This is a genomic window from Paenibacillus athensensis, from assembly GCF_004514475.2.
Classification (GTDB): Bacteria; Bacillota; Bacilli; order Paenibacillales; family NBRC-103111; genus Paenibacillus_AL; species Paenibacillus_AL athensensis.
In genome coordinates, this window is sequence record NZ_MYFO02000006.1 from 268,454 (window position 1) to 291,193 (window position 22,740).

A 22,740-nucleotide genomic window follows, 5' to 3' on the forward strand; every position below is an offset into this window, starting at 1 on the left:
ATCAGTTGTATTGGATGACGGGAAATTTTTTTTACTCCCTGGTGATCCGCCGCTGCAACCTGCCCGTTATACATAACGAGATCATCAAACTCTTCCCGACAAAGGAGCGAACTCATGAAACGTTTATCGCAAAAATGGATTATCGCACTGCTCGCCTTGACCCTCTTGCTGCCGACCCTCGTCAGCGCCCATACGATTGGCGTACAAAGCAGCGCCTCCGACCTGCGCAGCACGCTGGAGCGACTGCTCGGCGAGCACGGCCTGCTAGCCGTTATCGCGATGCAAAAAGGCATCGACAACGCCCCTGACTTTAAGGACGCCGCCGCTGCGCTGACTCAAAACGGTGACGACCTCTCCGCTGCCGTCGGCTCGGTGTACGGCGAGGATGCCGGCAAAGCGTTTAACGGACTGTGGACGACGCACATCGGCTTTTTCGTCGATTATGTCACAGCTACCGCCAAGCATGATGAAGCCGGACGTCAAGCAGCACTTGACAAGCTGGAGGCCTACGGCCCCGAATTCGGCGCTTTCCTGCACGGCGCCAATCCGAATTTGCCGGAAGACGCCATCGCTGCCGGCTTGAAGGAGCACGTCGGCCAGCTGATCGGCGCCTTTGACAGCTACGTGAACAAAGACTATCCGACCGCTTATGCCAAGACGCGCGAGGCCTATGCGCATATGGTTCATTTCGGGCAAGTGCTGGCCGATGCCATTGTAATGCAATTCCCCGACAAATTTTCGCAGCAAGGCTCCAGCATGGCCGCGGCTGACCTGCGCTCAGCAGTCGACCGGCTGCTCGGGGAACACGGACTTCTTGCCGTATTAGCCATGCAAAAAGGGATTGATGGCGCTGCTGACTTCAACGACGCCGCTGCGGCATTGGCAGCCAACACCGACGATTTGACCGCCGCGATCGCTTCCGTGTACGGGAACGATGCCGGCACCGCGTTTAAAGGCTTGTGGAACGCGCATATCGGCTTTTTTGTCGACGTAGTTACAGCTACCGCAGCCAAGGACGAAATGAAGCGCAAAGCAGCGCTCGACAAGCTGGACGGCTACGGCACGGATTTCGGCGGCTTTCTCGAAGGAGCCAACCCCGAGCATTTCAAGATGGCAGACATTGCCGCTGCGCTCAAGCCGCATGTCGCCCAACTGATCGGCGCCTTTGACAGCTACGTAAACAAAGACTATCCGGCCGCGTATTCCAGCATCCGCGAAGCTTATACCCACATGTTCCATACGGGCGATTATTTGTCGGCTGGCATCGTCGCTCAATTCCAAAGCAAGTTTCACGATGCCGCTGCCCAGCCGATGACCAAGCTGTGGCTGCAAATCGGCAGCAGCTCCTTGAAGGTGAACGACCAGACAACCATGATGGATACCGCACCGTTTATTTGGGAAGGCAACGCATATGTGCCGCTGCGCTTCCTGAGCGAAGCAATCGGCGCGACTGTGACGTGGGAGCAAGCGACCCAATCCGTCGAAGTGCAATCCGGCAGCGATACGCTGAAATTCCGCATCGGTCAAAGCGACGTGGACGTCAACGGCATGAAGCAAGCGATTGGCATGAACGTCGTGCTGAAGGACGGACGCACACAGGTGCCGCTGCGCTTTATCGCCGAGCTGCTTGGCTGGAACGTGCAATGGAATGACAGCGACTGGTCGATTATGCTGACCAAGCACATGATGCCGGCAGCTGCGCATTCCCATTAATGGACGCAGCGCCGGACATCCGGCCGCGCTTAACTCCGTGGCGCCGATCTGGCGCTACGCAAAAAGGTGAAGCTTGGGCTTTCGCATCGAATGCGGAGCTTGCTTCACCTTTTTTTATAGCAAAATCCGGGAATTCGCTTTGCCCTCATCGCGCCAGCGGGAACATCATCTCCACCTGCGTCCCTGTACCGGGAACGCTCGTAAACCGGATTGTTCCCTTCATCGCCTCAATCAGCCGGAACGTGACCATCAAGCCGAGCCCCGTGCCCGTCTCTTTCATGGAATAATACGGGCTGCCCAGCCGCTTCAATTGCTCCGGCGTCATCCCTTTGCCGGTATCGGTGACCAGCACAATCGCCTGATCCTTGCGCTCGGCGATTTCGATTTCCACGGTGCCCCCGCCTTCAATCGCTTCGACCGCATTTTTCATCACATTCATCAGCACCTGCTGGAGCTTGTATTTGTCGGAGTTCAGCAGCGGATTGCCGCTTAATCGCACTTGCAGCTCTACGCCGTGCATGACGGCATAAGCCTGAATCAAGTCGGTCGTCGTGCGCACGATTTCCACCAGCGACAGCTCGCTGATATGCTCCAATTGCGGCTTGGCAAAGCTCAAGTAATCGCTGATAATCTTTTCGGCCCGGTCCAGCTCGGCAATGGCCGTTGTAATGAATTCCTTGTTTTTATCGACCAGCGTTTCACGGGTCAGCTGCAAAAAGCCACGCACCACCGTAAGCGGGTTGCGAATTTCATGCGCCACGGAAGCGGCCAGCTCGCTCATGACCATCAGCTTTTCCGATTGGGCCAGCTCCTGCCGCATTTTGAACGTCTCGGCAATATTTTCGATCAACAGCCCAGCTACCAGCATCGTCACCACATACAATGCGGCAATGATCAGAACCGACGAAATGCCGTGTTGAAAAAATAAAGTCTCGTGCTTCACCCGCGAGTATATATACAGATGGGAAAGTGTCACGCAAAACGAAAATAACCCGCAAGCGACAAGCATCGGTACGCGCACCCACGGCTGCCATTGGATGAAGCGCGGACGCAGCAGCGATAAATACAACGTGTTCAAAAGCACCGGAAAATAAACCAGGAACAACGCGTCGCCGCCCTGGGCAATCCGGTACAGCAGCATCATCACCGTTGCCAGCAGACCGGCGCGGCGGCTGCCATACAAAAAGGTCAGGATCAGCGGCACCCAGCGCAGGTCCCATCGGAAGCCGTCAAACGAAATCGGCAGCGTTACGCAAAAGACGGCGCAAATGCCGCCGATGATTCCGAACAGCCAATCCTTGTTCCAGCCGGATTTGCCCATCAGCATGAACTGGCACGCCATAATGGATACAAGGATTGCCAGCACCTGCAAAAATAAGTCTTTCACCATTCTTGATGTCCCCTTTATGTATGAAAAGTCAATCAGGGCAGGCGTCCAATCATCGGTTACCCTCGGCACATATGTTATATCAGAACAGCAGGCAGGGGATACGAACCCAAGCGTTCCAGCAGTCCGGGAGCCATGAATCCGGACCACGCGACAGTCCGTTCCGCAAGCCTGCTGGTCGGCATTAACCTTGAAACTAATTATATGATCGATACGGGAGGGATTTGCATGTCTTATGCAGCCGGATGCGCACCTGTAGGTGGATTGTGGACAACAACAGGTACTATTTTAGTGCTTTATGTCCTGCTTGTCATCATTCTTCGTACTTTCTATTAAGAAACCGGAAAGAGCGGCGCTCTTTGGAGCCGCTTGAGACCACGCCAGCCGGCCTTTGCTCCCATGCGGACAAAGGCCGGTTCGTTTATTATTGGGCCTGAGCGGACAAGTCGCCTTGTCTGCTTGGCGCGAGCGGCAGCCAACTGGCCTGCTGCCAACAAAAATGACCTCTGTCTCCACTGTGTGTGGAGCTGAGGTCATGGCGGGCATGCGTCGTTGGCGACGTGGTCCGTTGGCTGATTGGTTTGGTTGGTGGTGCAGGTTCGTGGTGGGCGTAGCTTCGCTGGTGAGCGCACACAAACTGGTAAGCGTAGCTTTGCAGGTGAGTGCAGCTTCAAGACTGGTGAGTGCACACAAACTGGTAAGTGTAGCTTTGCTGGTGAGTGCAGCTTCAAGACTGGTGAGTGCACACAAACTCGTAAGCGTAGCTGCGCTGGTAAGAGCAGCTCCAAGACTGGTGAGTGCACACAAGCTCGTAAGCGTAGCTGCGCTGGTAAGAGCAGCTCCAAGACTGGTGAGCGCACACAAACTGGTAAGCGTAGCTTCGCTGCTGAGAGCAGCTTCGCCGGTGGCAGCAGGCTCGTCGGCACCGTGCGCGATTCCCGGAGCACGGCTGGCTGTACGTGGGCCGGCATCCGTAGTAGGGGCAGCTTCGCTCTTGGCCGCAGCTTTGCACATGCATGGAGCTTCGCTGGCCGCAGTCCTGCGGGAGCCATTAAGGCATTCGCAGCGGATACGCTTGTACCCGTTGGCCCCGGGTAAATCCGCTTCCCCCGGCAGGCAGCACAATCAAGCAATCCGCATCCTTGATCGTGACCATGAGACTGGATTTGTCCATACCCGCCGGGCGGACACGCAGACAGCCGTTCTCTTCACCGATCATTCCCCTTACGTAACGGGGATACGCCGAGCCCTTCGGATAATCCGCGTCCAGCAGCGCGGTGAACGGGCGGGGCACTGGAGCCTTATTGCCGAGCATCGCGCGAAGCACCGGAGCCGCAAACAGCTCAAAGCCAACAAACGCAGCGCCCGGATTGCCGGACAAAGCCAGCAGCAGCTTGCCGTTCAGCTCGGCTGCGCTCGTCGGACTGCCAGGCCGCAACGCGACCTTATTAAACAGCAGCCGACCGCTCCACCGGGCGAACAGCTCAACCAGCACATCGCGGTCGCCCACAGAGACGCCTCCGGTCGTCAGCACCAGATCGGCATCGCCGACGGCCCGCAGGATCGCCCGCTCCACCTGTGCGGCGTCGTCGGACAACGCCGGCATAATCACGGGCTCGCCGCCCGCCTCCAGCACCTGTGCCGCCAGCATGTAGCTGTTGCTGTTGCGGATGCGGCCCGGCCGCAGCGGCTCGTCGACGTTCAGCAGCTCCGCGCCGGTGGCAAAAATCGCCACGCGCGGCTTGCGCAGCACGCGCGCCTCATGATGGCCGAACGCCGCGAGCAGCGCCGCCTCGCCCGGCCCAATGCGCGCGCCCGCGTCAAGCAGCCGCTCGCCCGCGGCCATCTCGCCCGCAACGGGCGTCAGATTGCTGCCGGCCGGCAGCATCTTGCGGATGCCCACCACCACGCCGACAGCGGCGCGCTCCGGGGCATCCGTCATCTCCAGCATGACGACGGTGTCCGCGCCTTCCGGCACGGCCGCTCCCGTCATGATGCGAGCCGCCGCGCCGGGCGTCAGCCTGCGGCGCGGCACGTCGCCGGCGGCGATAACTTCGCCGACGCGCAGCCGGGCCGGACGCTCGGGCGTTGCGCCGGCAATATCGGCGGCGCGCACGGCATAGCCGTCGACGCCGGAGCGGCGAAAATGCGGCACGTCGCAAGCCGCATCCAAAGGCGCGGCCAGGCGGCGGCCGAGCGCCAACGCGAGCGGCAGCGTCTCTGCCGTCATGCAGCGGGCGTAAGACAGCAGCAGCTCGCGGGCAGCAGCAACGCCCAGCGCTTGGCGGCCAAAGCGCAGCGCCAGCCCGGAAGAAGAATCCCGCAGCGGCATGGACATCGCGATCAGCCCCCGATCTGCGACATCCGCCGCTCGGTCGGCGTATGCGACATCGCAGCGTTAACGAGCGCCTGCGCCATTTCGTGGCTTTCCGGCTTCATCCCGAGCGCCCGAAAAAACAACGCCTCCACCGCAGCGTCATCGCCAAGCAGCGGGCGGACGTTAAATTCATCCGACCAGTACAAGCACGGCTTGATATTGCCGTCGGCCGTCAGCCGCAGCCGGTTGCACGTCTGGCAAAAATGATCGCTCACCGGATGAATCAGCCCGAACGAGCCCGCCGCCCCGGCGATCCGGTAGCTTTGCGCCGGTCCGTTTCCGTACACCGCTTCAGTCGGCTCCGCCGACCACCCCCGCGCCGCGCAGCGTTCCAGCACAGCGGACAGCGGTACATATTTGCTTTTCCAACCCTCGTCCTGATGGCCGATCGGCATATATTCGATAAAACGCACCTGCACGGCGCGTTCCCGCGTCATTTGCAAAAAATCGTCAATCTCGTCGTCGTTAATTCCCTTCATCAGCACCACATTCAGCTTGATCGGCGCAAGACCAACCCGATAAGCCGCCTCGATGCTCTCCAGCACCCGGCGAATGTCGCCGCCACGCGTAATCAGCGCAAAACGGTCGGCGCGCAGCGAATCCAGACTGATGTTGACCCGGGTCAATCCGGCTGCCCGCAGCTTTTCGGCTTTGCCGGCAAAATAAATCCCATTGGTCGTCAGCGCAATATCCTCAATACCCGGAATGGCCGACAGGCGCGCAACGAGCTGCTCCAGCTGCTTACGGACAAGCGGTTCGCCTCCCGTCAGCCGCAGCTTGCGGACTCCAAGGCCGGCGACAATCCGCACCACCTCGGCAATTTCGTCAAACGTCAGCAGCCGCTCGTCGGGCTCAAACTCCATCCCCTCTTCGGGCATACAATACACGCAACGTAAATTACAACGATCCGTCACGGAAATACGCAAATAATCGTGCATCCGTCCAAAACGGTCCATCAGCAAGCGCGGCATAAGAGTCACCTTCTCCCTACGTCCATTATGGCATATTTCCTGACAAAAATATAGAATAAAATCGTATTACGATCAAAAATGAGTAACTTTAATGCGTTATATGTCACGAAACATAACATGATAATCCGGTATTATCAAAAAAACCGCGGCACGCCAACCTTTCCACAAGTCACCTTGCTTCCGTTGCTCGCGTGTGGTCGCTCGATATGGGCAGCTATCACCCTGTACGCCGCGCGTGTTGGCCCGATACGTTCCCCGCACGGTCCCGCTCGCTGCTGCTTCACCGCCGAGCTTTCCCCGCATCGGTCCGCTCCTTCGCTGCGCTCACCGTCAGCTTTCGCCGCATCGGTCCGCTCCATCGCTGCTGCTTCACCGCCGAGCTTTCCCCGCATCGGTCCGCTCCTTCGCTGCGCTCACCGTCAGCTTTCGCCGCGTCGGTCCGCTCCGCCCCCCGCGCTCAGCGCGCCTCCCCGCCGAACACATCCTCCGGCGTGTTCCAGTTCGTCGCGAAGCCGGGGCCGATGCCCTGCTCACGCAGCCATTCCTCCTCCGCCCACACATAGCGGAGGCGCTCCAGCAGCGCCATCATCCGGCGCTCGCCTGCTCCCAGCAGCGCCGCCGCCTCGGCTGCTGCCGGCTCCGCTGCATACACCCCATGCAGCGGATGTATGCGGCCGCCAAGGCGCGGCACCGCTGCTTCGACGCCAGCGTCGAAGCAGCGGGCAGCGAGCGCAGCGGCGGCCGGAGCTGACACGTGCGGCATGTCGCAGCCGACGACCCAAATCAGCCCCGCCCCGGCTTCGGCGGCGGCAGCGTGCAGGCCGGCCAGCGGGCCGGCCCCGGGCCAGGCGTCGGGGATGCAGCGCACCGACGCCCCCATCCCGCCGCCGTCCGCGGTCGGCGGCCACAACTGCAGCGCCGGCTGAAGCGTCTCGGGAGCGTTCGTCACGACGAACACCTCCGCACACAGCCGACTCATCTCCCGCAGTTGGCGCAGCAGCAGCGGCTCCCCGCCGAAGGGCAGCAGCGCCTTCGGCCGGCCCCCCATCCGGCGGCCCGCTCCGCCGGCCAGAATCGCCCCGCGAATCACAGTGGCAGTTCCTCCAGCCGTTTCACGAACGATTCGCGCCAGCTTGCGGACAAGGCCGCTACCCCTACAATCCGCTCTATCCCTTCGCGGTCTCCCTTGTCCGTGTACTTGATCCGGTTGGCAAAAGCCACCGTAACGCCGCCCGCATCCCGCTCCAGCAAACGCAGCTCAGGACGCGCCGGCAGGACGCCTTCCTCCAGCACCCGAAAGTAGTAGCCCGTGAATCCGCTATCCTGCACGCGCTGCACCAGATCGGCGACACCGTAGCGCGCCGCCAATTTGAAGCAGGGCTGACGCGGCTGCGATACCTGAACAACCGCTTCGCCGAGCCGAAAAATATCGCCTATGCAGACTTCCGTCTCAAGTAAACCGCGCACCGTCACATTTTCGCCAAACGCCCCGTGTCCGAGCTTGCGCTCCAGCAGCTGCTCCCAGTAGCCGTAATGCTCCTGGCAATATACGCAAAGCGCCTTGTCCTCGCCGCCGTGATGGACCCGATCAGCCTGACCGTCCCCTTCCAGCTGCGTCTTGGACAAATACAAAGAGGAGCTGACCGGAGTTTTTACAATCCCCGTGACCAGCTCTTTGCTCTGATACAACATCGCATGCGGCATTCCTGTGTTGATCGCTGCAACCTCCACACCCATTCCCCCGCCTTCAAGCTGTTTCGTATTGCTTTAACTATACCAAAAGCAGCTTTGAAAGTCAGCGGCAGCCGCGCACTCTGCCCGACGCACTTCACTTGGAAGCCGATACCTCAGCCCGCACTCGGCCCACGCTCACCCGCGCTTGACCCACGCGTCGTTATCGTAGCCGCGCACCTCCCAATAACCGATGTGCTCTTCCTCAATCAATTCGATGCCCTGCAGCCATTTGACCGATTTGTACGCGTACATTTTCGGTACCACGAGCCGGACCGGACCACCGAGCTTTTGTGGGATCGGCTTGCCGTCCATCAGCACGGCGACCATCACGTCGTCCAGCGCCGCTTGCTCCAGCGACAACGCATCGGTATATACCTGATCACCGGAATAAAATTTCACGTACTTCGCTTTGGACTGCACGCCCGCTTCGGCCAAAAGCTGCTTGAGCGGAATGCCTTCCCAGGTCAGCTGATACACCGACCAGCCGGTGATGCAATGAAAATCGCTGACCTGCACCGTCCGCTTCATTTGCAAAAACTGCTCCCAGCTCCACGCCATCGGCCGGTCCACCAGCCCGGCAATAGCAAATTTCCACGAATCCGAGGAAAAAGCGGGAATCTCCGTTACCGTGTATACACGAAATCTTCCTTTTGCGCCGCCGCCGACAACAGCGGCCGATTCCGGCAACGGCTCGGGAGCCGGCAGCATATGGTTGCCGTCGGGCACAGCGGACTCCGTTGGGGTGTCCAGACTCTCCGTACTAAAAGCGCCAATTCCCTTTAGCCAGCGATAAAAAGCCGGGCCCACGCCAAGCAGCAGCACCAAGCCGGCCACAAGCCGCAAAAAAGACGCCCTTGTAATGGATGAACACTTCAAGGCAGCAATCACTGCATTGGCCGCCGAACGCTCTGTATCGCCCGAATCGGTTGCAGAAGCTGACGCATCTGGCACCGGCAAGGCAACACGGCTGTCAATCTCGTTCTCCTTGCCGATCTGTTCGGCTCTTGCCGCCGCCCCCTGCTCGGCATTCACAGCAGCCCGCGCTGCTGCGGCTGCAGCGGCCTGCTCCTCGCGTTGGCGGCGCTTCAGCCAGCGACTGCGGGAAATGGAGTGGTACAACGCATACGGAATGCCGATCCAGGTTAACAGATCGTGAATCAGCAACGCCGTATTGTTCCACATCGACGGCAAGTTGCGATACTGCCACAGCACCAGCCCGGAAAGGCTCCAGCCCAGCAGCAGCCCCAAAACCAGCAGCAAATTGCCGCGCTGTCCGCTTCGCCCGCGAAGCTGCTTCCAGTGCTTGCGCAGCAGCGGCGCATACAGAACAAGCAGGACAATCGAGATCAGTCCGAAACCGATATGCAGCTGCTTGAGCGTCACGCGAAAAGCGCCCAGTTCCCCGCGAATCGCACCGATGCTGAGCACGACACCGCTTATAGCCAGCACAACCACCACCCACGCGTTCCAGGTGTGCAGGCTGTTTAACCTTTTGCCCAGCGTTTGCTTGAACCACCCTTTTTTCGCTTCCATCTCATCGCTCCTTTGCCCTGATCTCCGCAACCGTCCTGCCGCAGCTCCTCCAGCGCAGACCGGGCAGCTTCTACGTTCTCTCTACTTAGCGTAACGCAAAAATATTAAAAAAGGCTTACAAAAGACAAATTTTTTTCCCGCTCTCTCCGGAACGACTTCTCCATACGCAGTCAAAGCCGAAGCTGCTTCCGCCTCAGCGGACCGCTACCGGCCTTGACTGCTTAGATGTAAAACGGCCATGCTTCCCTCGCCGCATATATGTCGATTACAAGCACACCCTTGCTGACCCGGCGATCTGCCGCTGGTCCTGCCCTCGCCCTCGCACTCGCACTCGCACTTGCACTCGCACCTGTCGTGGACTTCCGCTATAAATGCGGCTTATAAGATGCCTATTCCACTTACATACCGCCGAGCAGGTACATGTCCACGAACGCTTTGCTTACATAGGTTTTATCGTGCATGATCATCGGCGCGTAGTCAAGCTCAACCGACTTGCCGTCAATCGTCGCCATGTTGCTGCCAATCATGATCATCAGCAGGCGTCCTTTGCCGTTCATCATGCCGTCTTTCATGCTGTCGTCACCCATCATGCCGCCATCCTTCATGCCGTCACCCATGCCCTCATCACCCATCATCCCTCCATCCTTCATGCCGTCGCCCATCATGCCGTCGCCCATGCCCATCCCCATGCCAAGCGTCACCGAGCGGTTTTGACCGTTCCAGCTCACCTTAAAGCCCAGCGATTCGGCCACCTGCCGCAGCGGCACAAGCTCCATGCCGTTTTGCATCATAACGTCGACTTTACTGTAATCGTACTTAGGCATCATATCCTGCGCACTGGCCGCCCCTGTAAGTGTCAACGCTCCCGCCAGCACCGCCACCGCTGTCATTGTTCCTAACCAACCCATCTGCTTTTTCGTTTTCATCGTCAATTCCTCCTCAGTTTTGTTTTCGTTCCACGCCTATAAAGATAACGAAGCAAAATTAAGAAAGACTAACGCAAAGCTTACGAAACCCTTACAACTGTCTGACAAAAATAAAATCGCGTCTCGCCCGGGCCTGCTAGCCGCCGTAAGGCCGGCACCGTTCTCCAGAGTCGCGCGTTGTGCCGAACGGTCTCCACAAGCGACGACGATACGAAAAAAGCCTGCGCTTTCCCGCACAGGCTCAGTCTCACCTCTATAATCATCCCCGCTACACTTGCACTTGCTCATGCACTTGCTCATGCATTTGCTCATGCATCTGCTCTTGCACTGTTCTTACAGCGTTCTCGCATCGTTCTCGCATCGTTCTCGCATCGTTCTCGCACTGCATTTGCACCGCTCTCGCATGACACCTGCTCGGCTCCCGCACAGCTCCTGCACCCGCGCACGCAAGCGCCCCAGCCTTGCAGTCGGACAAGCGCTTTTACGTCCCGGTGTTCAGTTTATCCGTCCCTGACCAGGCAGGCACGGTAAACCAGAAGCAGCTGCCGGCTCCCAACCGGCTGCGCACGCCGATTTGTCCGCCGTGCAGCTCGACAATCGACTTGGCAATAGCCAGCCCCAGCCCGGCCCCGCCACTTTCCCGATTGCGCGACGGATCAGCGCGGTAAAAGCGCTCGAACACCCGCTCCTGATCCTCTGCCCCGAGCCCGGGCCCCCGGTCTTCAACCGACAGACGCACGAAACCGTCCGGCAGCAGCTCAGCCGCAATGGTTACGCTGCTTCCGACAGGAGCGTAACGGATCGCATTTTGCAGCAAATTGCTGAATACGCGCTTGATCTCATCCGGCACAATCGCCACGGGCGGCAACACCTCCGGTACTTGCATATCGATCTGCAAGTCCTTGTCCTCCAATTGAATCGCCAGGCTTTGAAGGCCGTCCAGCAGCAATCGGTCGACATCATAACGCTCCTGCTCGACCGGACCGCTGCCCGCTTCAAGCTGCGACAGCCGAAACAGCTCCTCAATCAAACCGTTCAGTCGTCCGGTTTCCAGCCGGATTGTCCGCAAGTAACGCTCGAAAACCGCTTTATCCTCAATAACGTCATCCTCCAGCGCCTCAACAAATGCCAGAATCGACGCCATCGGCGTGCGCAAATCGTGCGACACGTTAGCCACCAGCTCCCGGCGGGCCGCTTCACCGGCCTTGAGTTGCTCGAAGCTGGTTTTCAGCCTAGCCGTCATCGCATTGAATTGGCCAGCCAGCATCTGGAATTCGGCCGGTCCGGCAAGCGGGACCGAGCCGCCAAAATGGCCTCTGGCGATATGCGCCGTCTCGGCTGCAATCGCTTCAATCGAACGCTCCAGCGGGCGCGTGAGCAGCCTGTGAACCAGCAGCGACGCCAGCGCGGCAACCAGCGTCACGCTACCAAGCAGCGCGGTCTGCTTCCAGCTTAGCAGCATGTAACGGTAGCTGATCAACAACGCCAGCAAAATGATGCCCGTGCTTACTGCACCGGCCGTCAGCAAATAGACGCGCAGCTTCATGACAGGTCCCTGCCTTCGAATTTGTAGCCGATTCCCCATACCGTCTTGATGTAGCGCGGCTGTGAAGGGTTCGGTTCAATTTTTTCACGTAAACGCCGGATGTGCACGGTGACAGTCGTCGTGTCGCCGTAATAATCGGTGTCCCAGACATGGTTAAGTAGCTGATTTCGCGAAAAGACCTGCTCGGGATGGGCTGCCAGAAGCTGCAGCAGCTCGAACTCCTTCACCGTCAGCTCCACCTCGCGTCCCTGCGCTTCCACCGTACGGCGCAGCGTATGGATAATCAGCCCCGGGTAAGCAAGCTCGGCAGCGCCGCCCCCGCCCGGCTGCTCCGGGCGCACCGTCCGCTGCTGACGGCGCAAGATCGCTTTGACCCTCAGCACCAGCTCGCGCGGACTGAACGGTTTGGTCAAATAATCGTCAGCCCCCATCGTCAGCCCCATGACGCGGTCCGTCTCCTCTCCCCGCGCCGTCAGCATCACAATCGGCACATCCTGCTCATTGCGAATTTCCTCGCACACCTGCCAGCCGCTTTTGCCCGGCATCATCAGGTCCAGCACGATCAAATCGGGCGTATGCTGCCGCCACAGCTGCAGCGCGTCTGCGCCGTTCGACGCCGACACTACCCGATAACCTTCGCGCTCCAGATAACGGGTGCATACATCGATCATATTCACTTCATCGTCAACCACCATGATGACTGCGCTCATCGCCGTTCCTCCCGTTCGCTGCATCTGGCCTTATTATATCGCAATTGCTTGGCCAATGGCTTACAGAACTCTTACAACTGCACGTTTCTTACAGCGCTCGATAACAACGCCCGTTTACGCCTCCGCGACAAGTTAACCATCGATTTTTTCGCCGGAAACCCGGCCCTGACCGCAGCGGATTTACGCACAAGCCTGCATACAAAAAGCGCCGAAGCCATAAGCTCCAGCGCTGCTATTTCTTCCGATCGCTTCCCCGCCTCGCCGCCATTCAGCCCCCGAGACGGATTTTGCGGTATGTATCGATAAAGCTGAGCACGTCCACACGCTTGCCGCGTTTTTTTGCTACGCGCGCCATTGATACCAAGGTTTTCCAAAATTCATCAAGCACCGGCGACTCCTCGTCGGCCACACGGTTGTCCGAACGCAAATTCGATTTATACGAGCCGGTTTCATCCGCGATGATATACTGGATTTGACGTTTTTTCCACTCTTCTCCCGAAACATAACCTACTCCGATTTCCCGCATTTTTTTGCGTACGGATGTGACGGGTCTGGATAGCTCTCTGGCGATGACCACTGGCGGGCATTCGCTGGATAACGCGATAAGTTTGTCCAATTCTTGCGTGGACCAAGGCTTTTTCGTCATACCGATCAACTCCATTCATCCATTGAGTTACGTCCTTGACATATTTCGAGCTTATCAGACAATTGTTAGAGAAGTATGAGTTAACCATAATGTTTTTCGCGTTACGCGACCGGATTACTAGATATATCGGAATTTTTATAGGACTTGTTTCGTAGTAAAAAGAGGAAATCAAGAGGCATATTTCCTACATATGAGCCAATACTACACATATGTCTGAACAGGTATAGGAGATTGGCATGATATTGTTAGGGGTGCTTGCAGCGTTCGGCGCGGCTGCCTTCAGCAGTATATTCGCCTTGCGCCGCAGCTTGTTGCTTTTGGAAATTTTTGCGTATGCAGGATGCATGCTGACGGCGGCCCGACAAAGCTTGCTGGTGCTGCTGATTACGCCGGGACTGATCGCGCCGGACGAAAGCTGGCCCGGGTTTCTGAGCGGGCTGCTGATTGATTACGTGCTGCTGCCGGTCGCTTTTTTATGGATATTGGCAGGATTGTGGCATCCGCAAGCAACAACCGCAAGCCGATCTTGGCTGGTTGGCGGCTGGTCCGCGTGGTATGCGCTGCTTTATTGGCTGGCCCTCAGCGGAGGCATCATCCGGCTGCACGCTCCTTTCGTGATTGGGGTGCTGGCGTTGCGCTGCATCGGCATCCTCAGCGCTGCATGGCTGTTTGCCGTATGGTTCCGTCACCTGCTGTACAAGGAGGGGAAGCTGCTGTAATGCTACTCGCCAGCCGACATTTTGACTTGAATGAATGGTTTCTGATCGGAGTCACTTTGCTGGAAATCGCGTTGTTCCTTGCGCTGCGCAAACGTTTTTCCCTGCTGATCAAGGTCATCGTATTGGGCTTTAATTTTTTTCTGTCGCAAGCCGTTGACTTTGTGATCGCCGTCAAGCCGCTGGATCTTTACGATGTGAATGACGGACCGGAATACGAATGGCTCGATTTAATGCTCTACGTGCTGACATATCCGCTTGAGGCCTATTTGGTGATGGTCGTATACGATCGCTTGCAGCCTAAGGGCTGGAGCAAAATGGGGTTCATTTGGGGAATGGCGTTTATGACGCTGGGCTTCGAGGGCATTGCGGTCTGGTTTGACGTCTACACGTATAAAGGCTGGAACTTGTACGAGTCGCTGTTCGTATATGCCGGCGTCTACGGGCTGAACGTCGCATTGTTTGATTTTGTGCGTTCGCCGCGCTCCAGCGGCCGGATCGCTGCCGGACGCATGCGACGCGCGGATTGAATCGTTCGCTGCACGGGTACTACATAGGATAGGGAGCGATTATTTGCGGACGGCTTGGAAAAGGAGTCCGCAATCGTGTAGGATATGGTGTAGGATGAAAAAAGAGCGTGCTATACGCAACGCAAAGGAGGAGAACCTGATGAACGATCACAGGGATACGGGGACGACAACTGAATCTATGTTTGTCGAGGATCGCGGGCAAGGGCTGCCCGTCTTGCTGCTGCACGGCTTCCCGCTCGATCATCGGATGTGGACATATCAAACGGAGCTGCTGGCGCAGCAATACCGGGTGATCGTTCCCGATTTGCCCGGCATGGGCCGCTCAGGCGTCCCCGGCGAGCTGATGAGCATGGAGCGCTACGCCGACGACGTGCTGGCGCTGCTCGACCGGCTCGGCGTACAGCGCGCTGTGCTCGGCGGCTTCTCGATGGGCGGCTATCTGGCCTTCGCCCTGCTGCGCAAGGCGCCGGAACGCTTCGTCGGCCTGCTGCTCGCTAACACGCGAGCGGAAGCCGACGCCGCTGCCGGGCGCAAAGGCCGCATGCAGATGGCCGCTGCGCTGTACGAGCACGGCGCAGCGGCGGCGCGCGACGCCATGCTGCCCAAGCTGCTGGCGGAATCGACGCGCCGCGAGCGGCCCGAGCTGGCCGAGGAGCTTGCGGGCATCATGGGCGGCATGCCGGCCGAAGGGCTCGTGCAGGCCAGCCTGGCGATGGCGTTCCGTCGCGAAGCGGTCAGCCTGCTCGGTGAGCTGACGCTGCCGACGCTGGTTGTCGCCGGCGAGCATGACGCCATCGCTCCGCCGGACGAGATGCGCGCAATGGCCGAGCGCATCCGCGGGGCGGCGTTTCACGTCGTCGCCGGAGCGGCGCACCTTGCGCCGCTGGAACAGCCGGAGGCGTTCAACCGGCTGCTCGCGCCGTTTGTCGCCGGCATCGCTGCAACGGTCAGTTCGCCGTAAGGCAGCCGAGCACCATCACGGCTGCGCCGATGGCCAGCGCTTCGTCGCCGAGCTCGCCTCTGCTGAACACGACCTGATAGGTCGGATAATAATAGGCTTTGCGAATCGCCACCTGCGTCGCTGTCTGGAAAAACAGCTCGCTGCCGGCAATCAGCGGCCCGCCGAGAATCACTTTTTCCGGGTGCAGCATATTCAATAGATTGGCCAAGCCGATGCCAAAATACGTCGCGGCCTCCGTCACGATCTCCACAACCAGGGGATCGTTTTTTTTGAGCGCTTCCAGCAGGTGTACGTACCTCAGCTCCTCGGGATCGTCCACATAGTGACGCAGTGCCGTCGAGCGCCCCCTTTTCAGCGCCGAACGCGCCGCCTGCTCGACCGCATAGATGGAGGCGTACGATTCCAGCGCCCCGTAGTTGCCGCCGGGATCGCGATGCCGGGCACCGTCGGTCTGAATAATCATTTGCCCGATCGAGCCCTCCATATCCACCGCGCCGTAAATCAGCTTGCCCTCGGATACCATCGCCGAGCGCAGGCCAATCCCCGCGTGAATGTACAGCAGGTGGCGGAAGCTTTGCACCCGCTGCATCCACGATTCGCCGAGCAAGGCCGTATTGGCCCCATTGTCGAGCAATACCGGCAGCTCCAGCAGCTCTGACAAGCGGCGGCAAATGTCGACATGACTCCACCCCGGCGCAGAAAAATATAACGGCTCCAGAATAAGGCCCGCGGCACGATCGAGCGGTCCCACCGCACCGATGCCCAGCCCCAGCACCTTCGCCCGGTTCAGACCCTGCTCGTCCAGCATCCGCAGCGCCTCGGCGGCAATCAGCGCAATCAGCGCATCCGGCGTCATCTCCGGCGTCATCGGCCAACTGCGGGCAGCCAGGCGATTCAAGCCGACGTCGACAAGCACCAGCCGCGAAAGCGTCCGCGAGATTTCCACCCCGAACGCATAGCCGTAAGCCGGATTGATTTCATACAAAATGGGGCGGCGGCCTCCAGTCGACATGCCGAAGCCGCTCTCCCTGATCAAGCCCTGCCCGCTCAGCTCCTCCAGCGTGCGCGTCAGCGTACTGACGGTGGTGCCGGCAGCGTCGAGCAAATCCGTTTTGGCCACCGTTCCCTGACGGCGAATCAGCTCGTAGATCTCTTTGGCCTTGCGATTGGCAATGCGTTCGGTAATGGGATGAACATTCAACACGGGTAGCCTCCAGCCGGATTTCTTTCCCACCTGTTTCGCCGCCGTGGCTGCAAATTCCTTCAAAGCACACCGCTTTTCTTGGCAATCATCAGCGAATAGCCGAGGTAATGGCCGTAGCGCTCCATCAAATCCTCGTATTGGTGCGTCATTTGCCAGATTTCCGGGTCCCATAAGGCATTCTGATCGCTGAGCTGCACCGGATCGGGATGCTCCACTGCATCCTCCCACATGCTTTGCGGAAATGGCCGCATTGGAGAAAAAGCGATGCTCGCGAAGCCCGCCGCCGACCAGACCCGCTCCCAAGCCGTCACGCCCAGCAGCTGGCGCACATCGTAATAACTCACCAGCTCCCGGTACGCTTCTTCCGGCGGCTCCAGCTGCAGCAGCACCTCGCGATCATACAGCTGCCCCCCGGGAGCCAACACCCGGAAGTATTCGGCAGCAGCCCGCTCCGCTTCCGTGAAATTCGTCACCGACTCCACTAACACCACATCAAAGCTTTCGGGGGCAAAAGGCAGCATGCACGCATCGCCTTCCACAAACGCGACCTGCACGCCGGCCGCTTGCGCGCGGATGCGCCCCTTGGCAATCATCTCGGGCCGAATGTCCAGCGCGGTAACCTGAAACCCCCGCTGCGCCAGCAGGCAGGCCGTGCGCCCCGTTCCGCAGCCGACCTCCAGCACGCGCGCTCCGGCCGGCAGGGGAAACTGCTCCAGCTGCTGCAGCGTCTCCTTAAAGCCTCCCGGATGAGCGTTGCCAATGCCCAGCTTCGCCAGCATATCCAAGTATTTGATAGGACATACACCTCCGTTTCTTGTCATTCCGTCCTTTCCTACGATATGCAGGCAAGCGCCTCAAAAGCCGGGCGTTCGCCCGCCAACCGGCAAAAGGGGCCATCGCCTAATCTAAGCCGCTGCCGGGACATATACCCAAACACATTACCGTCTTCGCCATAGGATAGTACTATCTTACGCTCGCCAAAACGACGTAAGAGACGCAGAAAAAGGAGGGAAACATCCATGTCGATTGCTGCAGGTGCAGGCTTTACTTCCGCTTCCGCCATTCTCGTGCTGTTCATTCTGCTTGTTATCATCAGCACCGTGTACGGCTGGGGCTGGTAATCCGTTTCGCGGGCGCGCGGCGCGACATCCGGTCCGCAGCGTGACCGCTCCTACGAACGACAAAAAAGAGCTGACGGACATCAACGTCCCATCAGCTCCTTTTTGGTTATGTCGGCGGGACAAGCCCGCAGCTGGTTTTTTTCGGTCGATGCGCGTACGACGTCCGAACGCGATCGTCCCAACACGTCAGGTCTGACAGCCGCCATACAGCCTGTTTACGGTTACGGCTGAACATGCGACAGCAAAAAAAACAGCGCCGACGAATAATCAATCGCATATTCATTCGTCGAGAACGACTCCACGTCGTCGGCGTACACCTTGGCCGGCGGCAACGGGACCGCTGCGTTTTTCATCAGTGTATTGACCACGGCGTCGCCGCCGTCGCGATTGGGTCCGCCTACGAGCACACCGGGCACATACGTGCCTGTGCTCGCCATGATCCGGCTGTGCGGGTGCAGCGGAGGCACTGCGCCTGCGCCGGTCACGAAGCTGCGGCCCAAAGCGTTGGCGCCGAGCAAATAGTGCAGCTGGCTCGCCGCCGCTTCCTCCAGCGCAGCGTCGGGCTGCAGCGCGGCGGCCATCAGCAGCGCCTGCGCCTTTGCGGCGAGGGCTCGGTTCGAGCCCCAGCCGTATTCATCCGCGCGCAACGCCGCGCGGTAGCCATCCTGCTGCACCGTGTGCAGCAGCTGCTGCCCGAAAGCGCCAATCGCCGCTTTCGCCTGCTCCCGCAGCCCGGCCTCCGCCTGCGGGCTGTTGGCGAGCGCCCACTGCCCCCACAGCATCGTGTTCATCCACGATGCATCCTGGGGCGTGGCGCCCGCCAGCTTCGCGAAGCTGCTCTGCAACTGCTTCGCGTAATCCGCTGCGCCCGTCGTGCGCAGCAGCTCCGCTGTAGCCCAGAATCGCTCCTCTTGATCCGTATCCTTCCGATACGGACCCGAGCCTTGATCCTGTCCCTCAGCGAGCTGGAACTGCGGCTCCGGGTGCGCCAGCAAATACTGCTGCGCCAGCTTCGCATGGGCCAGCAGCTCAGCGGCGTACGCCGCGTTGAACGGCTGGTATACCCGCGCCGCCAGCGCCGTCACGCCGGCAAATTGCCCGGTTCCGTAGGTCGACAGCCCGAATACGTAGCGGTCGCTCACGTCTTCCTCCGGCTTTACGTACCCGGGCCACTGGCGGCCCGCCACCTTCAGATAGACGGCCCCGTCCGGGCGCTGCATCTTGAGCAGCCAATCCAGCTCGACTTTGGCTTCCTGCAGCACATCCGGCAAGCTGCCCGCCCAGCCCGACGCAACCAGCGCCTCCGGTATCCGCCACTGCCCCGCCGCGAATTTATCGGGATTCCACTCGTAAGCGAGCAGCAGATTGGCTGTACTCACCGCAGCCGTCGGCGTATATTTGCCATAATCCCCGGCATCGTACCAGCCGCCGCTTACATCCAACTGGCTATCCTGCGGATGAAATTCATCGCCAGTGAACATATAAGCCGCCTGATCCTGCACATGGCCCGCCGCATGCGCCAATCCGCTGACGGGGTCGTCCATCGCTGCCCCCGCCCGATGCAGCGTGAAGGAACGTCCGTTATCCGTCCACAGCTTGCGGTACACATCGGCGCCGATTGCAAACGGATGCGACGAGCCGCCGCTGTTCGCCTTGATCACATACGTGCCCGGCTGCGTCCATTTGCTGAAATCGGCCGTCCGTACCCGATCACCGGAAGCGTTGTCCTCGGCCGACTTGCTCAGCTTGCCCTTGAGCACCGTCTTGCCCGTGGCCTGATCGACCAGCCGAAAACCGTCCTCGGCCAGCTCGCCGCTGACCACGGCCAGCTTAGCGGCATTTGGCAAATAGCCCACTTGATCGACCTTTACCTGACTGCCCGCAGGCGGCTCCGGCAACGGTTCGCCGGACGATCCTTCACAGCCGCCAAGCGCAGCGAGCGCCAGCGCCAACACACTCATCGTCATCCATCTGCTTGTTCCCGGCATTCCTCATCCCCGCTCTCTATGCAAAAGAGTTGGAACCCGCGGGCTCCAACTCTTTATGCTGTTCAGACTGGCTTATTTTTTCAGGAAAGCATCCAGTTGTGTTTGTTTTTCTTTGATGATTTGATCCATGCCGGCAGCTTTCATTTTGTCTTTGTACTTCGCCAGTGTTGCTTCTGGATCTACGGAACCAGTGTCCAGAGCGGCGTCGTATTCTTTTTCAACGTTTACAGCTGCTGCAACTTGCGTTTTAACCGGCTCGGAGTTGAACGTGAAGCCCAGGCCCGGCGATTTTTTGCCGCTTTTGTTGAACTCTTTGTATTTCTCCCATTTTTGTGGGTCTTCTGTGTCGAACAGGTAGTTCAGGAATTGGTTACCGAACATCCAAGCTGCGCCAGGGGAGTAGTTTTTGCCTGCTTCTGTCGACTTGATGATGTTGTCGGAAACTTTCGTGTAGTGCGTGCCTTCGATACCGAAGTTGATCAGGTTGTTCAGATCTTTGTCTGTGTGCAGCAGGTTGATGACCATCATAGCACGGTCCGGATCTTTGGATGTTACCGAGATGCCAAGCATCGAACCGGCTGTGTCGCCAGTGGAAATCGTACGAGCTGTCATTTCAACTTGACCCAGTTTGCCAGCCAGACCTACAGAAGCGGCCAGCTCAGCGTCTTTACCTGGTTTCAGGGAAGAAGGAACGGCGAATACGTTGCCGGATTTCATAGCGTCTTGTACGGAAAGAGCTGTTGTAGCAGCGTCTTTGTTGATGTAGCCTTTTTGCATGAAGTCACGAGTTTGTTTCAATGTTTCCATGTAGCGCGGCTCATCCCATTTAGGAACAACCGTTGTGCTGTCGCCGTCTTTCATGATGACGCCAGGGATTGTGGAGTCGCCCAGGTAGTCATATTGAGCAAAGTAATGCTGGTTGAAGTTTTCGCCGTCACGGAAGAACAGAGGCGTCATTTCAGGTTTTTTCTCTTTTACAGCTTTCAGGATTGGCTCCAGATCGGCAATCGTTTTCACATTGCTCAGGTCCAGACCCAGCTCTTTCGCGATGTCGGCACGGTATACGATACCGCCGGAAGCTGCGAGCTCCTTGCTTGTTGGAATACCGTAGTTTTTACCGTTGATTTTTGCGCCTTCGAGGAACGCAGGATCTTGAGAATCAGTGATGCCTTTACCGTATTTAGCCAGCAGGTCGTTCAGCGGCAACAGCGCGCCTTTACCTACGTTAACAGCGTGGCCGTTCCATTGAGCCGTGAACAGGATGTCGAACTCTTCGCGGGAAGCGATCATCAGGTTCACTTTGTTGTCCCATTGGCCCCAATCGATTGGCATCAATTTGATGGAAGCGTTGATTTTGTCCTTGAGGATTTTGTTCATTGCTTCTTCTACTTTAGCTTGGTCCGGCTGAGCCGTACCAGGGTATACGAGCTTCACTTCGTAAGGCTTCAGATCGGAAGCCGCAGCTTTCGTTTCTGCTGCTTTGTTGTCTGTGCTGGCTGGAGCCGGCGATGCGCTGGAGCCGTTGTCAGCGCTTTTGGAGCATGCGGAGAGCACGAGCGACAAGGAAAGAATCGACATTGTCAGTACAAGTGCACTTTTACGAACTGCTTTCATTAATTGTTGCCTCCCTTTTTTAAATGCAGTTTTTTTATATGCTAATCCGATTGCAAGCAATCGGCTGTAGCCGGTGGTTCAGATACGTTCATTTGGGGGAAGCAGTGAAGGCTTAGCCTTTCACCGCACCCACCGTCAAGCCTTTAATGAAGTATTTTTGGAAGAACGGATAAGCGAATACGATAGGACCGATACCCAGTACTGCCATTGCCATCCTTACTGTTTCCGATGGGAGCTTGAACAATCCGCCGGCTTGTGCGGCGCCCTGTGCGGCTTGCGTGTTGGACGACAGGAACTGAATGTTCAGCATCGTTTTGTACATCAGGAACTGCAGGTTGACGTTTTTGTCGCCGGTGATGAACACCAGACTGAGGAACCAGTCATTCCAGTAGTTGATGACCTGGAAGAGCGCGACGCTGGCGAGAACCGGCAGCGAAAGCGGCAGGATGATCTGAGCGAAAATCCGAACCTCGCCGGCTCCGTCGATCTTGGCCGATTCGATCAGCGCCATTGGAATCGTGTTGGCGAAGAACGTACGGATCAGAAGGACGAAGAACGCGGATACCATCAGCGGAAGCATCAGGGACAACAGCGAGTTTTTCAAGTCCAGCATCTGCGTGTAGACCAGATACCAAGGAACCAGACCGCCGTTGAACAACATCGTGAAGAACATGAAGAAGGCGAAAAAGTTTTTATGCGGAAAGTCGTTCCGCGAAATCGGGTAAGCGTACAGCGCCATCATCACCAAGCTAAGCGCCGTGCCCACCGTTGCGAGGAAGACCGAGATACCGAAGGACCGCAAGATTTGCTGCCAATCCGTGAACATGAATTTGTACGCTTCCAGACTCCATTTATCGGGAAGGAAGCTGTATCCGTGCACCAGAACCGTTTGTTCGTCGGAGAAGGATACGACAATGACCAGCAGCAGAGGCAGCATACAGGCTGCCGTATATAACCAGAAGAACAAGTTAACCGTGAAATTCGCCGGAACCGATAAGTCGTTAGGGCCTGCTTTTCTGCCGTTACGCGGCTTTGCTTTTAAGACTGCTTCACTCATGACAGT

Annotated in this window: 22 protein-coding genes; 6 read left to right on the forward strand and 16 right to left on the reverse strand. The window is 58.4% G+C overall.

What is annotated here, in order from left to right; translation table 11 throughout:
* The first annotated feature begins 114 nt into the window (after nt 1-114).
* On the forward strand, nt 115-1,713 hold the full coding sequence (locus tag B5M42_RS13930) for a copper amine oxidase N-terminal domain-containing protein (RefSeq protein WP_134754683.1): 1,599 nt from the start codon (nt 115-117) through the stop codon (nt 1,711-1,713).
* 145 nt (nt 1,714-1,858) lie between these two features.
* On the opposite strand, the gene B5M42_RS13935 is transcribed toward B5M42_RS13930, so the two are convergent.
* Nucleotides 1,859-3,103 carry an ATP-binding protein gene (locus B5M42_RS13935; RefSeq protein WP_134754685.1) on the reverse strand — a complete coding sequence of 415 codons (1,245 nt, stop codon included), beginning with the start codon at nt 3,101-3,103 and terminating at the stop codon, nt 1,859-1,861.
* 225 nt (nt 3,104-3,328) lie between these two features.
* On the opposite strand from B5M42_RS13935, the gene B5M42_RS13940 reads away from it, so the two are divergent.
* A complete protein-coding gene (locus tag B5M42_RS13940) occupies nt 3,329-3,436 on the forward strand; it encodes a sporulation protein YjcZ (RefSeq protein WP_209280748.1) in 108 nt (35 codons plus the stop codon).
* A 715-nt stretch (nt 3,437-4,151) separates the two neighbouring features.
* Here B5M42_RS13940 and B5M42_RS13945 read toward each other — a convergent pair.
* The 10 genes from B5M42_RS13945 to B5M42_RS13990 form a co-directional block, all read right to left on the reverse strand.
* Nucleotides 4,152-5,438, reverse strand: coding sequence for a molybdopterin molybdotransferase MoeA (locus B5M42_RS13945; RefSeq protein ID WP_230632904.1), 1,287 nt, complete (start codon nt 5,436-5,438; stop codon nt 4,152-4,154).
* A 5-nt stretch (nt 5,439-5,443) separates the two neighbouring features.
* The gene (gene moaA / locus B5M42_RS13950; RefSeq protein WP_134754689.1) at nt 5,444-6,448 is read right to left on the reverse strand and encodes a GTP 3',8-cyclase MoaA; all 1,005 of its coding nucleotides are present in this window, start codon (nt 6,446-6,448) and stop codon (nt 5,444-5,446) included.
* Between the two features lie 134 nt (nt 6,449-6,582).
* Nucleotides 6,583-6,840, reverse strand: a complete 258-nt coding sequence (locus tag B5M42_RS13955; RefSeq protein ID WP_134754691.1) for a hypothetical protein — start codon at nt 6,838-6,840, stop codon at nt 6,583-6,585.
* Nucleotides 6,841-6,905: 65 nt separating this feature from the next.
* Nucleotides 6,906-7,538 carry a molybdenum cofactor guanylyltransferase gene (gene mobA / locus B5M42_RS13960; RefSeq protein ID WP_134754693.1) on the reverse strand — a complete coding sequence of 211 codons (633 nt, stop codon included), beginning with the start codon at nt 7,536-7,538 and terminating at the stop codon, nt 6,906-6,908.
* Nucleotides 7,535-8,185: an MOSC domain-containing protein gene (locus B5M42_RS13965; protein WP_134754695.1), complete on the reverse strand. Its 651-nt coding sequence runs from the start codon at nt 8,183-8,185 to the stop codon at nt 7,535-7,537. The genes mobA and B5M42_RS13965 overlap by 4 nt, the downstream gene beginning before the upstream one ends.
* A 132-nt stretch (nt 8,186-8,317) precedes the next feature.
* A complete protein-coding gene (locus B5M42_RS13970) occupies nt 8,318-9,715 on the reverse strand; it encodes a molybdopterin-dependent oxidoreductase (protein WP_134754697.1) in 1,398 nt (465 codons plus the stop codon).
* A gap of 398 nt (nt 9,716-10,113) precedes the next feature.
* Nucleotides 10,114-10,641 carry a copper amine oxidase N-terminal domain-containing protein gene (locus B5M42_RS13975; RefSeq protein WP_134754699.1) on the reverse strand — a complete coding sequence of 176 codons (528 nt, stop codon included), beginning with the start codon at nt 10,639-10,641 and terminating at the stop codon, nt 10,114-10,116.
* Between the two features lie 481 nt (nt 10,642-11,122).
* Nucleotides 11,123-12,187 (reverse strand): sensor histidine kinase, encoded by a 1,065-nt coding sequence (locus B5M42_RS13980; RefSeq protein WP_167690069.1) that lies wholly within the window; start codon nt 12,185-12,187, stop codon nt 11,123-11,125.
* The gene (locus B5M42_RS13985) at nt 12,184-12,897 is read right to left on the reverse strand and encodes a response regulator transcription factor (protein ID WP_134754703.1); all 714 of its coding nucleotides are present in this window, start codon (nt 12,895-12,897) and stop codon (nt 12,184-12,186) included. The genes B5M42_RS13980 and B5M42_RS13985 overlap by 4 nt, the downstream gene beginning before the upstream one ends.
* A 268-nt stretch (nt 12,898-13,165) precedes the next feature.
* A complete protein-coding gene (locus B5M42_RS13990) occupies nt 13,166-13,543 on the reverse strand; it encodes a hypothetical protein (RefSeq protein ID WP_134754705.1) in 378 nt (125 codons plus the stop codon).
* Between the two features lie 236 nt (nt 13,544-13,779).
* Between B5M42_RS13990 and B5M42_RS13995 the strand changes: the two genes are divergently transcribed.
* The 3 genes from B5M42_RS13995 (at nt 13,780) to B5M42_RS14005 (ending at nt 15,750) form a co-directional block, all read left to right on the forward strand.
* Complete coding sequence (locus B5M42_RS13995) at nt 13,780-14,262, forward strand: hypothetical protein (RefSeq protein WP_134754707.1); 483 nt, start codon at nt 13,780-13,782, stop codon at nt 14,260-14,262.
* A complete protein-coding gene (locus B5M42_RS14000; protein ID WP_134754709.1) occupies nt 14,262-14,789 on the forward strand; it encodes a hypothetical protein in 528 nt (175 codons plus the stop codon). Before B5M42_RS13995 ends, B5M42_RS14000 begins: the two co-directional genes overlap by 1 nt.
* Nucleotides 14,790-14,928: 139 nt before the next feature.
* Nucleotides 14,929-15,750, forward strand: coding sequence for an alpha/beta fold hydrolase (locus B5M42_RS14005; protein WP_230632905.1), 822 nt, complete (start codon nt 14,929-14,931; stop codon nt 15,748-15,750).
* Here B5M42_RS14005 and B5M42_RS14010 read toward each other — a convergent pair.
* Together B5M42_RS14010 and B5M42_RS14015 are read right to left on the reverse strand one after the other, a co-directional pair.
* A complete protein-coding gene (locus tag B5M42_RS14010; RefSeq protein WP_268999194.1) occupies nt 15,737-16,951 on the reverse strand; it encodes an ROK family transcriptional regulator in 1,215 nt (404 codons plus the stop codon). The genes B5M42_RS14005 and B5M42_RS14010 overlap by 14 nt on opposite strands.
* A 62-nt stretch (nt 16,952-17,013) precedes the next feature.
* Complete coding sequence (locus B5M42_RS14015; RefSeq protein WP_230632906.1) at nt 17,014-17,775, reverse strand: class I SAM-dependent methyltransferase; 762 nt, start codon at nt 17,773-17,775, stop codon at nt 17,014-17,016.
* Between the two features lie 198 nt (nt 17,776-17,973).
* Here B5M42_RS14015 and B5M42_RS14020 point away from each other — a divergent pair, with 198 nt between their 5' ends.
* Nucleotides 17,974-18,075, forward strand: coding sequence for a YjcZ family sporulation protein (locus B5M42_RS14020; RefSeq protein ID WP_209280746.1), 102 nt, complete (start codon nt 17,974-17,976; stop codon nt 18,073-18,075).
* Between the two features lie 221 nt (nt 18,076-18,296).
* Here B5M42_RS14020 and B5M42_RS14025 read toward each other — a convergent pair whose 3' ends face one another.
* The 3 genes from B5M42_RS14025 to B5M42_RS14035 form a co-directional block, all read right to left on the reverse strand.
* Nucleotides 18,297-20,036, reverse strand: coding sequence for a glycoside hydrolase family 9 protein (locus tag B5M42_RS14025; RefSeq protein ID WP_167690071.1), 1,740 nt, complete (start codon nt 20,034-20,036; stop codon nt 18,297-18,299).
* 99 nt (nt 20,037-20,135) lie between these two features.
* Complete coding sequence (locus tag B5M42_RS14030) at nt 20,136-21,677, reverse strand: ABC transporter substrate-binding protein (protein ID WP_134754715.1); 1,542 nt, start codon at nt 21,675-21,677, stop codon at nt 20,136-20,138.
* Between the two features lie 112 nt (nt 21,678-21,789).
* Nucleotides 21,790-22,734 (reverse strand): carbohydrate ABC transporter permease, encoded by a 945-nt coding sequence (locus B5M42_RS14035; RefSeq protein WP_134754717.1) that lies wholly within the window; start codon nt 22,732-22,734, stop codon nt 21,790-21,792.
* Nucleotides 22,735-22,740 lie beyond the last annotated feature (6 nt).